General features: G+C 70.4%; 18 protein-coding genes. 4 read left to right on the top strand and 14 right to left on the bottom strand.

All coding sequences use genetic code 11. From position 1 onward, the window contains the following. Both SPR02S_RS55975 and SPR02S_RS19910 read right to left on the bottom strand, forming a co-directional pair. Positions 1–973 (bottom strand): RNA polymerase sigma factor (locus tag SPR02S_RS55975; RefSeq protein WP_245607582.1); only part of this gene is annotated, 973 nt, incomplete at its 3' end. 43 nt (positions 974–1016) lie between these two features. After that, positions 1017–2306, bottom strand: a complete 1290-nt coding sequence (locus SPR02S_RS19910) for an alginate lyase family protein (RefSeq protein WP_019058748.1) — start codon at positions 2304–2306, stop codon at positions 1017–1019. A gap of 307 nt (positions 2307–2613) precedes the next feature. Between SPR02S_RS19910 and SPR02S_RS19905 the strand changes: the two genes are divergently transcribed. Next, the gene (locus tag SPR02S_RS19905; protein WP_019058747.1) at positions 2614–3768 is read left to right on the top strand and encodes a serine hydrolase domain-containing protein; all 1155 of its coding nucleotides are present in this window, start codon (positions 2614–2616) and stop codon (positions 3766–3768) included. On the opposite strand, the gene SPR02S_RS19900 is transcribed toward SPR02S_RS19905, so the two are convergent. From SPR02S_RS19900 to SPR02S_RS19860, 8 genes are all read right to left on the bottom strand, one after another. Continuing rightward, a complete protein-coding gene (locus tag SPR02S_RS19900) occupies positions 3761–4288 on the bottom strand; it encodes a hypothetical protein (RefSeq protein ID WP_019058746.1) in 528 nt (175 codons plus the stop codon). The genes SPR02S_RS19905 and SPR02S_RS19900 overlap by 8 nt on opposite strands. A 93-nt stretch (positions 4289–4381) precedes the next feature. Next, positions 4382–6076 carry a carboxylesterase/lipase family protein gene (locus SPR02S_RS19895; RefSeq protein ID WP_026150707.1) on the bottom strand — a complete coding sequence of 565 codons (1695 nt, stop codon included), beginning with the start codon at positions 6074–6076 and terminating at the stop codon, positions 4382–4384. Between the two features lie 97 nt (positions 6077–6173). Continuing rightward, positions 6174–6635, bottom strand: coding sequence for a hypothetical protein (locus SPR02S_RS60295; RefSeq protein WP_078622943.1), 462 nt, complete (start codon positions 6633–6635; stop codon positions 6174–6176). Continuing rightward, a complete protein-coding gene (locus SPR02S_RS19885; protein ID WP_019058743.1) occupies positions 6619–7110 on the bottom strand; it encodes an RNA polymerase sigma factor in 492 nt (163 codons plus the stop codon). Before SPR02S_RS19885 ends, SPR02S_RS60295 begins: the two co-directional genes overlap by 17 nt. A gap of 47 nt (positions 7111–7157) precedes the next feature. Next, a complete protein-coding gene (locus tag SPR02S_RS19880; RefSeq protein ID WP_019058742.1) occupies positions 7158–7781 on the bottom strand; it encodes a class F sortase in 624 nt (207 codons plus the stop codon). Then, on the bottom strand, positions 7778–8167 hold the full coding sequence (locus SPR02S_RS19875; protein ID WP_019058741.1) for a hypothetical protein: 390 nt from the start codon (positions 8165–8167) through the stop codon (positions 7778–7780). Before SPR02S_RS19875 ends, SPR02S_RS19880 begins: the two co-directional genes overlap by 4 nt. Positions 8168–8379: 212 nt before the next feature. Beyond that, positions 8380–9810: a dihydrolipoyl dehydrogenase gene (lpdA, locus tag SPR02S_RS19870; RefSeq protein WP_019058740.1), complete on the bottom strand. Its 1431-nt coding sequence runs from the start codon at positions 9808–9810 to the stop codon at positions 8380–8382. A gap of 188 nt (positions 9811–9998) precedes the next feature. Further along, positions 9999–11087, bottom strand: coding sequence for an ABC transporter permease (locus SPR02S_RS19860; RefSeq protein WP_019058738.1), 1089 nt, complete (start codon positions 11085–11087; stop codon positions 9999–10001). Positions 11088–11192: 105 nt separating this feature from the next. On the opposite strand from SPR02S_RS19860, the gene SPR02S_RS19855 reads away from it, so the two are divergent. Continuing rightward, positions 11193–11645, top strand: a complete 453-nt coding sequence (locus tag SPR02S_RS19855) for a MarR family winged helix-turn-helix transcriptional regulator (RefSeq protein WP_019058737.1) — start codon at positions 11193–11195, stop codon at positions 11643–11645. Between the two features lie 55 nt (positions 11646–11700). Here SPR02S_RS19855 and SPR02S_RS19850 read toward each other — a convergent pair whose 3' ends face one another. Together SPR02S_RS19850 and SPR02S_RS19845 are read right to left on the bottom strand one after the other, a co-directional pair. Beyond that, positions 11701–12996 (bottom strand): amidohydrolase family protein, encoded by a 1296-nt coding sequence (locus SPR02S_RS19850; protein WP_019058736.1) that lies wholly within the window; start codon positions 12994–12996, stop codon positions 11701–11703. 102 nt (positions 12997–13098) lie between these two features. Then, positions 13099–14283: a trans-sulfuration enzyme family protein gene (locus SPR02S_RS19845; RefSeq protein ID WP_019058735.1), complete on the bottom strand. Its 1185-nt coding sequence runs from the start codon at positions 14281–14283 to the stop codon at positions 13099–13101. Between the two features lie 159 nt (positions 14284–14442). Here SPR02S_RS19845 and SPR02S_RS19840 point away from each other — a divergent pair, with 159 nt between their 5' ends. Further along, positions 14443–14898: an Lrp/AsnC family transcriptional regulator gene (locus SPR02S_RS19840; protein ID WP_019058734.1), complete on the top strand. Its 456-nt coding sequence runs from the start codon at positions 14443–14445 to the stop codon at positions 14896–14898. Positions 14899–14901: 3 nt separating this feature from the next. Here SPR02S_RS19840 and SPR02S_RS19835 read toward each other — a convergent pair whose 3' ends face one another. After that, positions 14902–15750, bottom strand: a complete 849-nt coding sequence (locus tag SPR02S_RS19835) for a PhzF family phenazine biosynthesis protein (protein WP_019058733.1) — start codon at positions 15748–15750, stop codon at positions 14902–14904. Between the two features lie 119 nt (positions 15751–15869). Then, positions 15870–17312: a carboxylesterase/lipase family protein gene (locus tag SPR02S_RS55970; RefSeq protein WP_043258369.1), complete on the bottom strand. Its 1443-nt coding sequence runs from the start codon at positions 17310–17312 to the stop codon at positions 15870–15872. Between the two features lie 112 nt (positions 17313–17424). Between SPR02S_RS55970 and SPR02S_RS65720 the strand changes: the two genes are divergently transcribed. Then, positions 17425–18402 (top strand): Lrp/AsnC family transcriptional regulator, encoded by a 978-nt coding sequence (locus SPR02S_RS65720; RefSeq protein WP_019058731.1) that lies wholly within the window; start codon positions 17425–17427, stop codon positions 18400–18402. The last annotated feature ends 45 nt before the right edge of the window (positions 18403–18447 follow it).

The following is an 18447-nucleotide window of genomic DNA, read 5'->3' as shown; positions in this document are numbered from 1 at the left end:
CCCCGGCCGAGCCTGCGGCGCCCGCGGCGCCCGCGGCGCCCGCGGCGCCCGCGCTCCCGGCGGTACCTGCCGCGCCCGCAACACCCGCCGAGCCCGCCGCCCCTGCGGCACCACTGGCACCACCGACACCCGTAGCACCAGCGCCCCCTGCCGCCCCGAATCCGAAGGCGGCTCCCGCCACCCCCGTCGCAGCCGCCGCCGTCTTCGCGCCGAACGCCAACGACAGCGTGAACCCGATCGGCAGCGGGACGAGGGCGATGCCGACGAGGAGGCGTTCCGCCGGTACGACGGACTCGCGGGGGTCGCCGCAGTAGGCGCAGCCTCGTAGGTGGCGGGCGATGCGTTTGCGCCAGACCGAGTCGTGGCGGCCGTCCCAGCGGGCGGTGACGTCGCGCAGGTCGGGGCAGGCGGTGTCGAGGGCGCGGACGATGCCCCGGGCGGTCTCCAGGCGTTCCTTCATCCGCTGGACGCGGACCGCCGCGTGCTGGCGGCTGATGCCGACCGCCGATGCCAGTTCGCGGCGGGTGAGTTCGCCCGCGACCTCCAGCCACCACAGGGAGAGGAGTTGGCGGTCCTCGTCGTCGAGCCAGCGCACCGCCTCCGCGACCTCGCGCCGCTGCCCCTCCAACTGGAGCCGCAGGACCGTGAGTTCGGCGAAGTCGGCGGCGTCCCCCGGTAGCCCGTCCGGGAGTTGGTCCGGGGATTTGCGGCGGCGGGCCCGGTCCCGGATCTGGCGCATGGCGATCGCCACCAGCCAGGACCGGAAGCTGTCGGGGTCGCGGAGCGAGCCCAGGTGGTCGACGGCGCGGAGCATCGTCTCCTGGACCACATCGTCCACGTCCGCGTGGCCGTTGAGGGCGCGGCCGACCACGTTGTAGACCAACGGCAGCCAGCCCGCGACCAGTTCGTCCAGCGCCCGCCGGTCACCGGCCTGCGCCGCCGCGATGGTGGAGCGCCACTGCCGCCCGTCCATGTCGCTCCCCGCCCTCCCCGGCATCATCCGATACCGCCCGGTGTCACTTGCTGTACAGCAGCGTCCCGAAGCCGAGTTGGTCGAAACCGCCGCTGTTCGGGCCGTAGTCGCCGCCACCGCCCTCCGCACGCACCTTCTCAGCCATGAGGGTGATGAACGGGGCGGAGAGGCGTCGGCGGCGGGCGTAGTGGTTGTGCAGAATCTCCCAAACCGGGCGTACGGCGCCCCGGGCTATGTCGGAGATCACAGGCTGTTCCATGTACTTGCCGTTGCCCTGGCCGCTGCGCCAGGCGTACGTCGTGAAGGGCACGGCCCCGCCGAGGTTGTACTTGGCGACGTACTCGGCGGCCTTCATGAACCGGTTGTCGAGGTAGCCGTAGAGGTCGACGTCCTGGTTCCAGGCCATCTCGCAGATCGCGCCCAGCAGGCCCATGCCCATCATGGTGTGGCCCTGGTCGCGGCCGCTCTCCTGCCACTGGGCGAGGCCCTGGCCGTCGTAGACGAGGGGGATGGCGTGCTGGAACGAACCGTTGCCCGCGCCGGACTTCATGTAGGTGACCCCGCGTTCGAAGGTGGCGCGGTCGTCGCAGAGGATGCCGGTCGCCATGAGGGAGGCGACGTTGCACAGGTCCCAATTCGCCCAGTAGTTGGTGATGTTGGCGGTGTTGTGGTTGGTCAGGAAGTCGATGTTCATCGGCTTGAAGACCGTGGTCATCATCTTCTTGAAGCGGGCGAACTCGAAGTCCGGGTGGTCGCGGACGAGTTCGGCGGCGTTCGCGAACTGGTAGCCGTAGATGCCGGAGGCCAGGAAGCGGTCGGAGTTGCCGCTGACCGTGGCGAGGGTGGCCGACCAGGCGTTGAGGATGGCGACTGCCGTGTCGCCGTTGGCCTTTGTGCCGCCGATCCGCCAGCGCAGGGCGTTCTGGTAGGCGGCGTGGATGTCGTTGTAGAGGGTGACGTAGTTCTGGCCGGTGCCGCCGCGTACGACGGTGGCCTGCGGGCGGGCCTGCCAGGTGCTGTCGGAGTGCCGGTTGGCGGTGAGCCGTGTCCAGCCCGACAGCCACGGGTCCTTGCGGGCGGCGACGCGGACCTTGGCGCGGTTCAGGTCGCCGGCGTTGTGCAGCATGCCCGGGTGGACGAGGGCCTGCGGCCGGGCGGTGGCGGTACCGATGGCGGTGGCTGTGCCGGTCTGCGCGGCGTCCGCCCCTCCCCCGGAGAACGCGGCGATACCGCCGCCGACGACTCCCGCCGCCGCGACTCCGCCGCCGAGGGTGAAGAGGCCCCGGCGGGTGAGGCGGTGCTTGTTGGTGGGCTTGCGGGCGCTGGTGGCCATGTGGGTGGCTCCGGTGCGTGAGGAGACTGGGGGACGCAGAGGGAGACGGAGTGAAGGCTTCCGGGATAACAGTTTTTACGGCGCCGAGTGCGATGCCGGGTGCGGGACCCGGCTTCAACACCGTTTGCGGCGTGCCGAGTTGGCTCGATCCCGTAGGGGGCAACCCCTACAACACCCTTACGCAGTACGACAGTTGACCCGGGCGGCATCAGGGACGGGCGCCCTCCTCGCCGACGATCCGCGAACGGCCGTACCGGACAAGGCTGATCACCGACACCCACCTCGCCGGAGATCCCAGGAGCAGCCGATGCGCCCCCGCCGCCGGACCACCACCGCCCTCACCGCCTCCCTCGTACTGGCCCTCGCGGCAGGCCCGTTGGCCGCACCCGCGTTCGCCGCGTCCCCGTCGACCACCGCGCGGGCGACGGCCGGACCGGACGCCGAAGCCCTGCGCGCCGCGCTCACCGGGCTCCCGAACTCCGACGCGACGGCGGCTCTCGTGCGAGTGGGAGGCACGGACGGGACCTGGCGCGGTAGTTCAGGCGTGCACGATCTGGAGAGCGGTGCCGCCGCCGACCCCGACGCGCGCTTCCGGGCCGGTTCGACGACGAAGGTGGTGACGGCGGCGACCGTGCTGCGGCTGACGGCGCAGGGGAAGGTCGACCTGGACTCCCCGATCCAGCACTACCTGCCGGGGCTCCTCACGAAGGCCTTCGAGCCCATCTCCGTACGGCAGTTGCTGAACCACACCAGCGGCATCCAGGCAGGCGACGGTTTCGGGGACGCCTTCGAGGACCAGTACGCGCACCGCTTCGACACGCTCACGCCGAGGCAGGTGGTGGCGTCGGCGGTGGCGAAGGGCCCGGAGTTCCGGCCGGGCGAGCGGCAGGACTACCTCAACGTCAACTACACGATCCTCGGCCTGCTGATCGAGAAGGTGACGGGTCACTCGTACGCCACGGAGGCCACCCGGCTCGTCCTGCGCCCGGCGGGCATGCGGGACACCTACTTCCCCGGCACCGACCCGCGCATCCTCGGCCCGCACAACCACGGCTACCAGCTGGTCCAACAGGCCGACGGCACAAAGGAGTTCGTGGACGTCACGAACTGGAACCAGGCCGACCGCTGGGCGGCCGGCGACATGATCTCGACGACCGCCGACCTGGAACGGCTGATCACGGCACTGTTCCGGGGCCGGATCGTGCCGCGCCCGCAACTGAAGGAGATGTTCACGGTCCCGGCCGGCATCGAGGGCGCCGGCTACAGCGCGGGGCTCCAGCGCTTCGAGTACGGCGGCAAGGTCTACTGGCTCAAGTCCGGTTCCCGGTACGGCTACAGCGCCGTCGTCCTCGCCACCCGCGACCTGTCCCGCACCCTCGTCTACTCGGTCAACTCGACGGATGCGAAGGGCGAGTCGATGAACGCGGTCGCGGAGCGGATCGCGTTGGCGGCGCTCAAGTAGCCGGGATGAGGGCGGGAGTTGACTCGAACGTCACGGCCTCCAAACGCTTGATCTTCCTCCGCACGACGTACAGCGGGACGATCCCGATGATCCCGAAGGACAGGTCGATCACCGTCCACCAGAAGGGAATTCCGCGGATCGGCCCGCAGATCAGGGCGAGCGGAACGATCCCGGCGCAGGCGATCATCCCGAACTCGACGACCCAGATGTTGCGGACCGGGTCGCGGTAGGGGCCGTAGAAGGCGACCGCGATGACGAGGTGCGCGAAGGCCAGCCAGTCCGTGCCGTAGAGGAGGAAGGGGTAGTCGGTGTCGGCGGTGTCGAGTCCCTGTCGCACCTGCACGATCCAGTCCATCAGGGTGGGCAGGTAGTGCGGTACGGACAGGGACCTCAACACGTCCTCGGTCCAACGGAGTTCGTGGACCAGCGGAAAAGCGGTGGCGCCACTGAGCACCAGACAGACGACGAACAGGACCAGCCAGGCGCGGATGCCCTTCAGGAGGGCGGCTCTGTCGTTCATGGCGGCAGCCTACGCCGAGAATTGAACACGTTCAAAATAATGCCGGCACCTGTCGGCCGACAGGTGTGGTGTGTCGGCCGACAGGTGTCGTCGCTACGACCCGAGGCTCTGCCAGAAGTCCAGGTCGTGTTCCTGGGCGAAGTCACGGGTGACCTTGGAGCAGGCCGCCGGGGGTTCGTTGCTCGACGGTGCCGTGTCGCAGGCCTTCAGGGACATCAACTCCCCTGTCTTGGTGCGGTACTTCGGCCAGTTCGGGGTGCCGGAGCCGTTCGGGGTGCCGGTCGCGGTGAAGTGGTCCCAGAAGGTGATCATCTGGCGGGACAGCTCCAGTTGGTCGTCGTCGTAGGGCAACGTCTGGCCCAGGTAGTCCCAGAGGTAACCGAGGTCATCGACGTGGATCGCTCCGCCGAAGGGGAAGTCCCTTGCCGTGGCGCTCTGTTGCTGGAGGCGGTAGATCGAGGTGAAGTGCGGGGTGTCGCTCTCGGCGAACTCGTAGGCGTACGTCGGTACCCACTTCGACAGTCGCGCCATCAGCTGTTGGCGGTCGTAGGAGGTCGAGCCGTTCTGGACGGCGGTCCAGGCCTGGCCCGGGGTGGGGTAGGCGGTGAGCGGGTACTCGGCGAGGACCTTGTCCGCGTTCGTGCCGTACGTCGACCTCACCGCCTGGGTGTACTGGTCGGCGGTCATCGGTGTGCCGAGGTAGTCGTAGTTCTGGAAGGTGAACAGGCCGCGTTCGCTGTTGGTCTGGCCCAGCATGACCGGGACCTTGGTGAAGTTCCCCGTCTGTACGGCCGTCCCCGGGTCCACCGGGAACGCGGTGCCGCCGAGGGACGGGCGGATCGGGGCCTTCAGTTGGGCGGCGACGATCGCCGAGGCCGGTTTGGCGCGCAGGCAGGCGAGGACGTCGGAGGCGGTGGCGCAGCCGATCTCCTTGACGAAGGCCTGGCTCTGCGTCTCACCGGCCGCCGCCGTCTGGAGGGCGCAGCCGCCGCTCATGATGACCGCCCGGGCGAACAGGCCCTTGGCGGTGGGCGAGGCGAGCTGGTCGCAGACCGAACTGCCGCCCGCGGACTGGCCGACGATGGTGACGTTCTTCGCGTCGCCGCCGAAGTGCCCGATGTTGGACCGGACCCAGCGCAGCGCCGTCTGCTGGTCCAACAGGCCGTAGTTTCCGGCGCCGTTGGCGTTCTCGGCGCGGAGCTGGGGCAGGTTGAGGTAACCCAGCGGGCCCAGGCGGTAGTTGACGGTGACGACGATCGCGCCCGTCTGCTGGACGAACTTGCGCGGGTTGGTGTCCTGTCCGGCGCCGCCGGTGAAACCGCCGCCGTGGATCCAGACGACGACCGGGGTGTCGGTCCCACTCCCCCGTGTACCGCCCTGTGTACTCCCCTGTGGTGCATAGACGTTGAGGTCGAGGCAGTCCTCGGTCGTGATCGTCTTCTCGTAGCCGGGGTCCCAGCCGGAGGACTGGGCACAGCGGTCGCCGAAGCGGGAGGCGTCGCGGATGCCGCTCCAGGCGGAGGCGGGTCGAGGGGCCGTCCAGCGGTCGGCGGCGGTGGGGTTGGCGGCGTAGGGGATGCCGAGCCAGGCGTCGTATCCGGTCTGGGCCTGTCCCCTGACCTTGCCGGTGGCGGTGGACACCACCAGGGACGAGTGTTCCGAACTCCCTTGTGCGGGAGTGGACTTCAGTGCGTGGACGGCGATCGGGGACAGCAGCCCGAGGCCGAGCACGCTTGCGGTTGCCAGGATGGTGCGGACTCTACTGCGGAGTGTGGTCGTCCTTCCCATGACCCACTTGTGTAACGCCCCGGCAATATTGTCGGCAAGATGCGCGACAGGAATGGCTGCAATTGCCCCTGTGGACGCGGGAGTTATCGGGGCCGGGTCATCGCGCCTGGGTCGCCACGGCCGACGGCTCCGACGCGACCCTGGACGGTTCCGTGGTGGGGACCACGGTGCGGCTCGGGGTGCGGACGTCCGCGGGGGAACTCGGGCTCGCGGTGGGGGTGGAGCTGGGCGCCTTCGTCGCGGACGGGGCCTGGGACGGCGAGGCCGTAGGAGCGCTGCTGCTCGCGGGGGGTGGGGCGAGGGGGACCGTGGGGGTCGTAGGAGAGTCGTGGTGGGAGAGGCGGAAGGGGAGGGCCGCGAGGGCGATCACCGCGCAGGTCGCGCCGGCGCCGAGTGTCGCGCGGAGCAGGCGGCGGCGGTTCGCGCCGCGGCGGATCGACTCGTAGCGGCCGGTGGGCGGGCCGAGGTACTCGGTGGAGGAGGGGCGCAGGATGACCGTGAGGGGGTCGTCGAGGTCGCGGCCCGGTTCCCCGTCTCCCTCGTCAAAGTGTGTGGTCAAGGCTTCTCCTCAGGTGGGCGCGGAGCAGTTCGCGGGCCGCGTGGAGGTCGGCCTTGATGGTTCCTTCCTTGCGTCCGGTCAGCACGGACACCTCCCGGATCGGCATGTCGGCGTAGTAGTGCAGGAGGATCGGGACGCGCAGTCGTTCGGGCAGCGACTGGACGAGCAGTCGTACGGACGGGTCGCTCTGTTCGGTCGGCGGCCGGATCGCCTCCTCCGTGGTGGCGCGGCGCACGGCCCGGCGTTCGCGCTCCAGTTTGCGCCAGTGGTCCCGGACGAGGTTGGCCGCGGTGACGTAGAGGAAGCCGCGCGGTTCCGTCACCTTCGTCCAGCGGGCCCAGAGCCGGGTGAACGCCTCGGAGGCGATCTCGTGGGCCGTCTCGTCGTCGTCGACGAGACGGCGGCACCAGCCGGCGAGGCGCGGGTAGACGGCGGCGAACAGTTCGGACGCTGCCCTCTCGCGGGACCGTTTCAACGCTCTCCATGGTCGTGACGTGCAAAGTACTTACGGGGTACGGGAGTTCAGCCGGTCAGCGTGGCGAAGACGATCACGTTGTCGAGGTATCCCGTACCGGTGCGGGTCCCGCCGCAGGTGATAAGACGCAGTTCGGGACGGGCCACGTTCCCGTACACCTCGTCCGACGGGAAGTCGGCCTTGGCGACCGTCCGTACGGTGGTGACGGTGAACGTGGCCGTCGTGCCGTTCTCCAGGCCCGCCTCGATCCGGTCGCCCTTGCGCAGCTTCGCGAGATGGCGGAAGACGCCGTCCCCGTACGCGCCGACGGTCACATGCCCGAGGATCACCGACGGCCCGGTCTGGCCGGGTGTCGGTGAGTGCCGGTACCAGCCCGCCCGGTCGTGCGCGGTGATCGGCGGCACCTGCACGGTGCCGTCCGAGGCCAGCCCCAGCTGTATGACCGGGGTGTCGACCCCGATCGCCGGGACGCGCAGGGTGACCGGGACGGAACGCGCGAGGGCGTGTGCCGTCTTGGCGGAGGAAGGCGCGGAGGGCTGTCCGGAAGGCGTCGAACTCCCTTGCCGCTGAGGGGCGTTCGCGGACGAGGTCGTCCCGTTCCCGCCGCCGCAGCCCGCGAGCAGCGTTGCCGTCGCCGCGGTGACGAAGGCGCGCCTGGAGAGCGAGGTCATACGCCGGTCGTCCTCCGGCGCCGTACGACGACGAAGGCGCCGCCGCCGACGAGCAGCGCGGCGGCTCCCGCACCGGCCAGCCCGGTCGTCATGTCGTCGGACGACTTCGACCCCGTCGTGACACCGGTGTCCGGGGCGCCGCTGGGGACCTCGGCGACCTGGCTCGGGGCCCGGGTGGAGGCGGCGGACGGTTCGGCGGAGGGCGCGGTGGACGCGCTGCGGGTGGGTTCGGCGGTGGGGGCCGGGGTCGGCGCCCTGGTGGCGCTCGGCACCGCGGACGGGGTGCGGGTCGGGGCCGCGGAGGCCCCGGCCGCGAACGCGGGCGCGGTGGACGCCAGGACCGCGCCGCACGTGAGTGCCAGGGCGCTGAGGACAGTTCGGCGCATGAATCGCTCTCTCTCGTCGGCCGCCCCACCGGGTCCGTCGAGCGACGGTTCGGCGGTGGGGCGGGTCAGTGATCGAGCGGAGAGACGAGGCAGCGGGCGGATGGGTTGTAAAGGACTGGCAAAGTCGTTCGGGGGACCCATCGGCAGGCGCCCCATCGGCAGGCGCCCCCAAGGGCGACTCGGCAAGCGGGGAGGGCCGGTTGACCCGTGCGTCACATGTTGATCATGTGCCCCGCGAGGCCGTGCACCGCTTCCTTCACCGCCTCGCCCAACGTCGGGTGGGCGTGCACATTGCGGGCGACCTCGTGGACGGTGAGGTCCCACTGCTGGGCCAGGGTGAGTTCGGGGAGGAGTTCGGTGACGTCGGGGCCGATGAGGTGGCCGCCGAGGAGTTCGCCGTACTTCGCGTCGCTGATCAGCTTCACGAAACCGGTGGTGTCGCCGAGGCCGTGCGACTTGCCGTTCGCGGTGAACGGGAACTTCGCGACCTTGACGTCGTGCCCCAACTCCCGTGCCTGCGCCTCGGTGTAGCCGAAGCTGGCGATCTGCGGCTGGCAGTAGGTGGCGCGCGGGATCATCGCGTAGTCCAGCTCCATCGTCTCCGCGTCCGCGAGGGTCTCGGCGGCGATCACGCCCATCGCCTCGGCCGCGTGCGCGAGCATCAGCTTCGCGGTGACGTCGCCGATGGCGTACACGTGCGGGACGGAGGTGCGGCACCGGCCGTCGACGTCGATCGCGCCGCGCTCGGTCAGCCGTACGCCCGCGTTCTCCAGGCCGTAGCCGGTGACGTTCGGGGCGAAGCCGATCGCCTGCAACACCTTGTCGGCCTCCAGGACTTGCTGCGCGCCGTCCTTGCCGGTGACGGTGACGCGGACCTGCGGGCCGGACTCGTCGATCGACTCGACGCGGGTGGAGGTGAGGACGTCGATGCCCAACTTGCGGTACTGCTTGGCGAGTTCGGTGGAGACCTCGACGTCTTCGAGAGGTGCGACCCGGTCCAGGAACTCCACGATCGTGACCTTCACGCCGTAGTTGTGCAGCACGTACGCGAACTCGATACCGATCGCGCCGGCGCCCGCGATGACGATCGACTGCGGCAGATCGTCGGCGAGGATCTGCTCCTCGTACGTCACGACGCGCGCGGTGCGCTTGGTGCCGGGCAGCAGCCTGGGGGTGGCGCCGGTCGCGATGATGCAGTGCTCGAAGCCGATGGTGCGCGACTCGCCGTCGTAGCCCGCCACTTGGAGGGTGTGCGGGTCGAGGAAGGTGCCGCGGCCGTCGATCTCCGTGATCTTGTTCTTCTTCATCAGATAGTGGACGCCCTTGACCCGGCCGTCCGCGACCCGGCGGCTACGGCGGAACGCCTCGCCGTAGTCGAAGGAGACCTCCCCCTCGACCTTGATGCCGAAGGTCTTCGCCTCGCGGGTGAAGATGTGCGCCAACTCGGCGTTCCGCAACAGGGCCTTGGTCGGGATGCAGCCCACGTTCAGACAGACCCCGCCCCAGTACTTCTCCTCGACCACGGCCACCCGCTTGCCGAGTTGGGCGGCACGGATGGCGGCGACATAGCCGCCCGGGCCCGCGCCGAGTACGACGACATCGAACCGCTCGTCCTGCGAGTCCCGCGCGTCCTGCTGGTCCATCGAAAGGTCCTTTCCCGAGAGGAAGTCCAGGTAGATCCTCTGCGGTGTCCAGGATGCCGCGTCCGGGGACGATCAGGCGAAAAGCGGGGCGAGATCGAAGTAGACGCGGAAGTCGTCGATGAGGCCGGTTTCGTCGACGTGGAACATGGTGACGGCGGGGACGGTGACGGTGTCGCTCGGGGACAACGTCAGCCGGTCACGGGCGCGGGCGTCTGGGCTCGGGGTCCGCGCCGGTACACGTCCTTGAGGTAGAGCACGAGGGCGGCGCCGAGCACCCACACCGGGAGGATCACCAGGGCGCGGGACAGGCCGTCGTTCTGGAAGCGGGACAGGCCCTGCATCGCGCGGACGCCGACGCCGACCGGCAGGATCTCGGAGAGCGGGCGCAGCCAGCCCGGCAGATAGGCGGCCGGCATGATCCCGCCGCTGCTGCTGTTGCCGAGGATCAGCATGAGAATCGAGGCGAGGCTGACACCGGCCGAGCCGAACAGCCGGAGCAGCACCATCGTCGTACCGCCGACCGCGGCGCCCATCAGTGCGATGACGGCGACGAGGGGCAGGAAGGAGCCGGGCAGCGCGCCGAAGCCCGTGCTGCCGGCGATGGTGGCGATCAGGAGACCGCCGACGACGCCGAACAGGGCCAGGCTGGCCATCCGCCAGCGGTACTGGAGGCGGGGGGCGAGTTGGTACGTCGTCATACCGAAGAGGTAGCCCGCGAGGACCAGACCGAAGGCGGCGTAGAAGACGGAGAGGCCCCGGGTGTCCCCCGCCGCCGCCGGGGCGACGTCCTCGACGGCGAGTTCGTGCTGCTCGGCGTGGGCCACGGAGCCGAAGGCGGTGGTCACGGTCGCGGTGACGGCGGCTCCGTTCGCGCTGCCGTAGAGCAGCTTTCCGTCGCCGAGGTAGGCCGCGTAGACCTTTCTGTCCTGTACGGCGTTCCGGGCGGCGGTCTCGTCGGGGTAGGTCTCGACGGTGAAGCCACCCGGGGCGATGCGGTCGAGGTCCTGGTTCAGGTGGGCCTGCGCGGTGCCTATCTCCGTTGTGCCGACGCGGAGTTGATGCGGGCTCGGGGCGTGGAAGGCGGCGAGGTAGACGCTGACGAACACGGCACCGATCAGCAGCACGACCGCCACGGGGAGCAGGACGGCACGCAGGTTTCCGGGGCCGGGGGGCGGGTGGGCCACGTCCAGGGCGTGCTTGTGCGACGGCCGGGGGGTGCCGGTCGGGCCGGTCGTGCCGGTTGCGTCGGTGGTTCGGGGGGCGACGTGCTGGGACATCGGAAGCGGTCCTCGATTAGAAGGCAACTGATATTATTTGTACATCACAATCAGCTGCCTTACAAAAGTGCCGCTACGAAGTGCCCCGCAGAAGAGGTCCACCCCGTGAACCATCCCGACCGCCGCACCGGCTACGTCGCCTGGCAGATCGGCCAGATCATGGCGGCTCGGATGGAGCGCGCCCTGCGCCCGCTCCAGCTGACCCTCGCCCAGCACCGGGCCCTGATGCAGGCGGTCCTCGACCCAGGGGTCTCCAGCGCGACCGCGGCACGCCGGGCGGCGATCACCCCGCAGTCGATGGGTACGGCGGTCAACGGGCTGGTCGAGCGCGGGATGCTGGAGCGCCGCACCACGCCCGGCGACCGGCGCACCCAGCGTCTGCACGTCACGGAGGCCGGCGTACGACTCGCGGCGGAGGCCGCGGAGACGGTGGACGCCGCCCACGCCGAGGCGCTTCAGGCACTGACACCGGCGGAGCAGGAGCAGACACACGCACTGCTGCTCAAGTTGCTGGCGTCGCTGAACCCTTCGGCGCTGGAGGGCGGGGACGCGGTGTGACGAGCCCGAGCGGGCACGTTGAACAGGGGCTTGCCCCGGGTCCGGCCACGTGCGCCTACTTCTGTTCCGGCCGCGGACGCCACGTTCCGTCGACCGGAATCCCTGCCGCCGCCGCGATCCGGTCCCGGGACGCGAGCAGTCGGGTGCGCAGCGCGGGCAGGTCCACGCCAACCAACACCCCGTCACGCTTGACCACTTGACCGGCGACGAGGACGGTGTCGACGAGTCCGGGGTGACCCGCGCTGACGATCGTGCCGACCGGGTCGGTGACCGGGAACACGGTCAGGTCGTCGGTGCGCAGGAGGATCAGGTCGGCGTCCTTGCCTGGCGTGACGCTGCCCGTGCGGGAGTCGAGCCCGCAGGACCGGGCGGCGTCGACGGTGGTGAACTCCAGCAGGTCACGGGAGCGCAGGCCGCCGTCCAGACCGCGCTGCACGGCGAAGGCCGTACGCATCGTGGAGAACAGGTCACCGCCGACCGACGGGACGTCGTCGACGGACAGCGTCGGGCGCACGCCCGCCGCCAACGCCCGCCCGGTGACCGGCGATCCGAACCCCATCTTCAGTTCGACGTCGGGACTGATCGACAGCGAAGCGCCCGCGCCGGCGAGCATGCGCAGCTCCTCGTCGCTGATCCCGTTGGCGTGCACGAAGGTGGTGGTGTCCCGCAGCAGGCCGTGTTCGTGGAGGTCGGTGACCGTACCGGCGGCCTCGATGTGCAGGCTGGTGCGCAGGCCGAGTTCGGCCGCCAGCTTCAGCTCCCGGGCGACGGTGTCCATACCGGTGTCGTCGGGGCCGCGCAGGCCCAGCGCCATGGTGACCAGGCCGTCGCCGGGCAGCTCGGAGCGGACGCGGCGGATGTCGGCGGCGACGGAGTCGGCGGTGCCCCAACCGGCGCCGAGGCAGAAGATCGACCGCCCCGGCGCGTCCCGCAGCGCGGCGACGGCGGCGTCCTCGTGGTCGTGGGTCTGCGCGACGTGGTACCAGTCCAGCATCGTGGTCACACCGGAGTGCAGGGCCTCCAGGCGGCCGAGCAGGGTGCCGACGTAGACGTCCTCGGGCCGGTAGTGGGGTTTGACCGTGCGGTGCATGGCCAGCGCCCACTCGGGGAACGTCCAGTCCGCGCCGGCGCCTCGGAACGCGGTCTGCCAGGAGTGGCGGTGGTTGTCGACGAAGCCGGGCATGACGATCCGGTCGCTCGCGTCGATCACCTCGGCGTCCGGCGCGTCGATGTGCGCGGCCACCTCGACGATCACACCGTCCTCGATCAGCACGTCACCGCGTGCGAGATCGCCGACGGCCGGGTCCATGCTGACCACGGTGCCGCCGGTGAGCAGGGTTTTCTTCGTCATCGGAGGATCTCCTAACCAGTGGGGGGGGGTGGGGGTGTCATCGCCAGTAGGGGGTGGCGTCACCAGTGAGGGGTGGCGTCACCAGCGAGGGGCGTGGGCCGCTCAGGTGGACGCCGCTTCAGTGAGCACCGCGTCCGCCGCGGCGACCGCGTCCGCGACCAGATCCGCCGTGTCCTCCGTGCCCGCCGCCAGCCGGACAAGCCCCAACGGGACCGATTCCGCGAGCTGTTCCTCGCTGAGCATCCCGCGCCACATCGACGCCGGATGCACGGCCAGCGACTCCACCCCGCCCAGGCTGGCCGACCGGCGGGGGTAGCGCAGCTTGCCGAGAAACGCGTCGGCCATCTCGAACCCACCGGCGAACTCGATGCCGAGCACCCCGCCGAAACCAGTCATCTGGTCCACGGCCAGCTTGTGCTGCGGATGCGTCGCCAGCCCGGGATAGTGCACCTTCGCCACCGCCGGATGCGAGTTCAACTGCTCAGCCAGGGCAAGCCCGTTGGCGTTGTGCCGGGGTACCCGCAGCGGCAGGGTGCGCATCCCGCGCAGCAACAGCCACGCGTCGATCGGGCCGAGCGTGGCACCGGTCAGGAGACCCACGTCCCATATCCGGTCGAGGAGCTCCGCCGGCCCGGCCAGCACTCCCGCGGACACATCGGAGTGACCGTTCAGATACTTGGTCGCGCTGTGCCACACCAGGTCGATGCCGAAGTCCACCGGCCGCTGGTTCAGCGGGGTGGCGAAGGTGTTGTCCGCCATGGTCAACACGTCGTGCGCGCGGGCCAGTTCGGCTACGGCGCGCAGGTCGGTGATCTGCAGCAGCGGGTTGCTGGGGGTCTCCACCAGGATCAGCCGGGTCCGCGGGGTCAGCGCCTTCGCGAACGCCTCCGGGTCGGTCTGGTCCACCAGCGTGGTCGTCACGCCGAGTCGCGGCAGCAGGTTCAGCAGCACCGACGCCGTACCGCCGTAGGTGGACCGCTGGCCGATGACATGGTCACCGGCGGACACCAGGGCCAGCACGGACGTGGTGAGCGCGGCCATCCCGGACGCGGTGACCATGGCCGCCTCGGTGTTCTCCAACTCGGCCACGACAGCGGCGACTTGGGCGTGGTTCGGGTTGCCGAACCGGGTGTAGAAGTCCTTGCCGCGCGGCTCCACGGCACCGTGCGCGAACGTCTCCGCGTCCTCGGCCGAGAACGCCGCCGTCTGGTAGATGGGCGGGGCCACGGCACGGCTGGGGTGGACCTCGCGGTCGGCGTGAACGGTGATGGTGCTCTTGCCCGGCATGGCTGCCCTTCCGTGGACCTGGACCGTTGGTGCGACTCCATGAATCGTGACCGACCAGCAGTCCAAGATGCCCGGATCTCGGCAATTTTGGCAGCAAATTGCGCGCTGGATGGGCGCACGATTGTGGTAGTCACGCTCCTGGCGCAATAATCTGCCGTCATGGATGAGGTGGACCGATCGATTCTGGCCGTGCTCGAAACGCACGGCCGCATCAGCAACAACGAGCTCGCGGCCCGCGTCGGGCTCTCCCCGTCCCCCTGTCTGCGCCGCGTGCGCCAGCTGGAGGAGGCCGGGGTCATCCGCGGCTATCGCGCGGTGATCGATCCCGCCGCGATCGGCCGCAGCCTGCGGGTCTTCGCGGGCGTACGGCTGATGCGGCACATCCGCGCGGACGTGGTCGCGTTCGAGCGCGGGGTCACCCGGCTGCCCGAGGTGGTCGCCTGCCACCACATCACCGGCAACTTCGACTATCTCCTCCAGGTCGAGGTGGCCGACCTGCCCGCCTACGAGGAGTTCCACGCGAACCAGCTGGCCACCCTGCCCGGCGTGGCCACGGTGACCAGCTACGTCACGATGAAGACGCTCACCGCGGACACCGACACAGGCACCCCATGACGGTCAGAGCGTGATGGTCCCGCGGATACGCACGACGGCGGCGCCGCTGACCCACACGGTGCCGTCCGCGTCGGCGCTGATCTCGATGCTCGCGGCCCGCCCCAGCCGCGTGCCCTGGGAGACCCGGTAGGAGGAGGGCACGGCGCCGGTGGCGGTGAGCCACTGACCGACGCCGGCGTTCATGCTCCCGCACGCGGGGTCTTCCGGGACACCGACGCCGGGGGCGAAGGTACGCATCTCGAAGGCGTGCCGGGACCCGTCGGGGTGGGCCCCGATCGCGCCGACCATCGCGTCCGGCAGGAGGGAGAAGTCAGGTTCGAGAGCGAGCACCTCCTTCGCCGTGGCCAACCGGACCACGGCCCAGCCGGGACCGTTGTCGACCCACTCGTGGGCCACGACCCGGTCCCGCGAGATCCCGAACGCGCCCACGATCCGCAGCAGTTGATCCTCTTCGAGCGCCCCCTCACGCACCCGAGGCGGAGCGGCGAACGCCAGGGTGCCCGCACCCTGTCGCACGGTGACCAGTCCTGCGCCGCACTCCTGCACGATGCGATCGTCGTGCCGCGGTGTGCCGCCGCCCTCCAGCCAGGCGCGCGCGGACCCGAGGGTGGGGTGCCCGGCGAACGGCAGCTCGCCCCCGGGGGCGAAGATCCGCAGCCGGTAGTCCGCCTCGGGGACGGTGGGCGGCAGCACGAACGTGGTCTCGGACAGGTCCGTCCAGCGCGCCAGCCCCTGCATCTCCTCGTCGCTCAGCCCCGTCCCGTCCAGGACGACCGCGACCGGGTTGCCGGAGTAGGGGCTGGTGGAGAACACGTCGACCTGCACGAACGAGCGGTTGCGCGGCATGGTCATCAAGGCCCTTTCACACGGCTGAGGGGAAGGCGGGTCCATCCCAACGGGTGACCGCCCGGCGAGAACAGGGCCAGTCCCAACAAAGTGGATTGATGTCCCTCGGGCCGAAGCACCGGATGTCAGCCGAAGTGCCGGATGCGAGCGGCCGTCGCAGGCGTGTACGGCAACCAGTCATGCACCGAGCCACGCACGACGAACTCGGCGACCGCACCGGCGAAGGTGTGCCCCAGCTCCCGTACGGCATCGGTGGTCCGCCCCAGCATCGGGCTGTCCGCAAAGGCGTCGAACGTTCCGAAAAGGAAGGGAAGTTCACCGCAGTGGGTGGCACCCAGGCCATACGGGTCCTCGGCCGGCCGGTGGTCGAACTCGTAGACGTAGGTCGCGTTGCCGCCCGCCGCGTGGTGGTCGGCGATCCGCAGCGAGTCGGCGCGGAACAGCTGGTCGGTCACCATCGCGGTGAACACCCGTGCCGCGGTGGGCTCTTCGAACCGGGTGGCGTATCGCTGGTACAACTCATGGGCGGATTCGCCGAGTTGATGGCTCAGAAGGTCCAACGCACCCTCGGTGGTGAGGTTCTGGATGTTCGGGTCGAAGGCGGTGAAGGCGCTCGCCTCGTCCCGAGTGGTACCGATCAGCAAGGACTTGCCCTCCAGCCCACCACCCACGACCCCCCGATACAGATCGCCGGGCACACCGGGCCCGCCCAGCACTGGATGCATGGGCGGAGCGGCGTCGCCAGGACGCGCGAGCTGCCCCGCGAGCCTGCCGTATGCGGACAGCAACTGCTCAACGGGCAACGCACGCAAGGCAGTTGCGGCATCCGCTCCACCCGGCACCCCGAGCAGCCGTAGATACGCCTCGGCGTTCTCGGCCGCGTGCTGCGGATCCTGCGGGGCCAGGCCGAACGGTCCGCTCTCCAGGAGCACCCGGTTCACGAGTCCCGAGGTCCGCGGATCGAGGGCCAGTGCCAGCGACGCATACGCTCCGGCCGACTGTCCGCCGACCGTCACCTCGCGCGGATCGCCGCCGAAGGAGGCGATGTTGTCCCGCACCCAGGCCAGCACGGCGGCCTGGTCCTGGGCGCCGAGGTTGGCGGCGCCGATCTCCGGCAGATACAGGTAACCCAGCGGGCCCACACGGTAGTTGGCGGTGACGACCACGATGTCGCCGAGCGCGGCCAGCCGCCCGCCGTCGTACCAGTCCCAGCCGCCGGACCCACTGGTGAAGCCGCCTCCGTGCCACCACACCAGGACCGGCCGGGCCGCACCGCCGTCCAACGCCCCTGCCGGCACATGGACGTTGAGGTTCAGACAGCCGTCCTCGTCCCAGTCCGGCACACGGGCCCCCATCACCCGTTCCAGCCGGGAGGCCCCCTGCGGAACAGCCGGCCCGGCCTGCGCCGCGTCGCGCAACCCGGTCCACCCCGGGTGCGGTTGAGGCGACGCGAACCGCAACTCACCCACGGGCGAAGCGGCATAGGGAATCCCCCGGAAGGAGACCACCTCACCCCGCGCGACCCCCCGGACCCGACCACGATCCGTCTCCACGACACCCACCACCATCGGGCTCACCCTCTCTCCGTCGTTCGCTCCGAACCGTTTCTAGCGGTGCGTATCGATCCGAGCCAGAATGAGGAGACGGAAGCGCGAAAGCAGGACAGAGGACCGGACAGATATGGCGAAAGCAAGCCACCCCTTGAGCGAGACGGACCGCCGGATCGGCGCCGCGATGCTGGCCTCCCCGCGGGCCTCGTGGCGTACGGTCGGCCGGGTCCTGGGCATCTCGGAGCGCACGGTGGTGCGGCGCGCGGCACCGCTGTTCCACGACAAGACGCTGCGCGCCACCGCCGTACGCAACCCGGTGTGGTTCCCGGACCTGATCCCGCTGGCCCTGCGCATCCGCTGCCGGCCGAACCAGATCAGCGCCATCGCCGCCACCCTGGCCCGCCGCCCCGACACCGTCTGGGTGGACATTCTCGGCGGCGGCGACGAGATCTGCACGATCCTGTTCCTGGACGGCCCGGACGCCCGCAACTCCCTGCTCCTGCGCGACCTCCCGGCCACCCCCGCGGTCCAGTCGTGGACCTCGCACATCCTCCTACGGGTGTTCCCGGCGGCCTTCGACTGGAGCGGCGGCCTGCTGACGGAGGCCGAACTGACCAGCCTCAGACCGGAGTTGCCCGCCCCGGCGGCCCGCCCGTCCCTCCAGCCCCTCGACCACGCCCTGATCACGACCCTGGTCGAGGACGGCCGGGCCTCCTACGCCGACCTCGCCCGCCGCGCCGACACCACCGCCCTCACTGCCCGCCGCCGCCTGGAGGCGCTGGTCGCCGGCCAGGTCGTCAGACTCGCGACCGAGGTCGACCTGGCCCGCCTGGGCATCCGCACCGAGGCCCTGCTGTGGATCACCGTCGCCCCCGGCGGCCTGGAGGAGACGGGCCGCGAACTCAGCCGCCACCCCCAGGTCCGCTTCGCCTCGGCCACCACCGGCTCGGCCAACCTCCTGGTGGCCGTCGCCGCCGCGGACCTCAACGCGCTCTACCACTTCCTGAACGACACGATCGGCGCGCTGCCGCACGTCTCCACGATCGAGGTCACCCCGATCCTGAGCGGGGTGAAGAGGACGGGGCTGGTGCGGGCCGGGAGCCTCTGATCCGAGGCCACGACCGGGACCCGCCCCCTACGACCCCAGGGTCCC

Origin of the sequence: Streptomyces prunicolor NBRC 13075 (genome assembly GCF_000367365.1) — a bacterium.
Lineage (GTDB): Bacteria > Actinomycetota > Actinomycetes > Streptomycetales > Streptomycetaceae > Streptomyces > Streptomyces prunicolor.
Note: the sequence above shows the minus strand (reverse complement) of the source record. Positions and strands in the feature narration are given on the sequence as shown.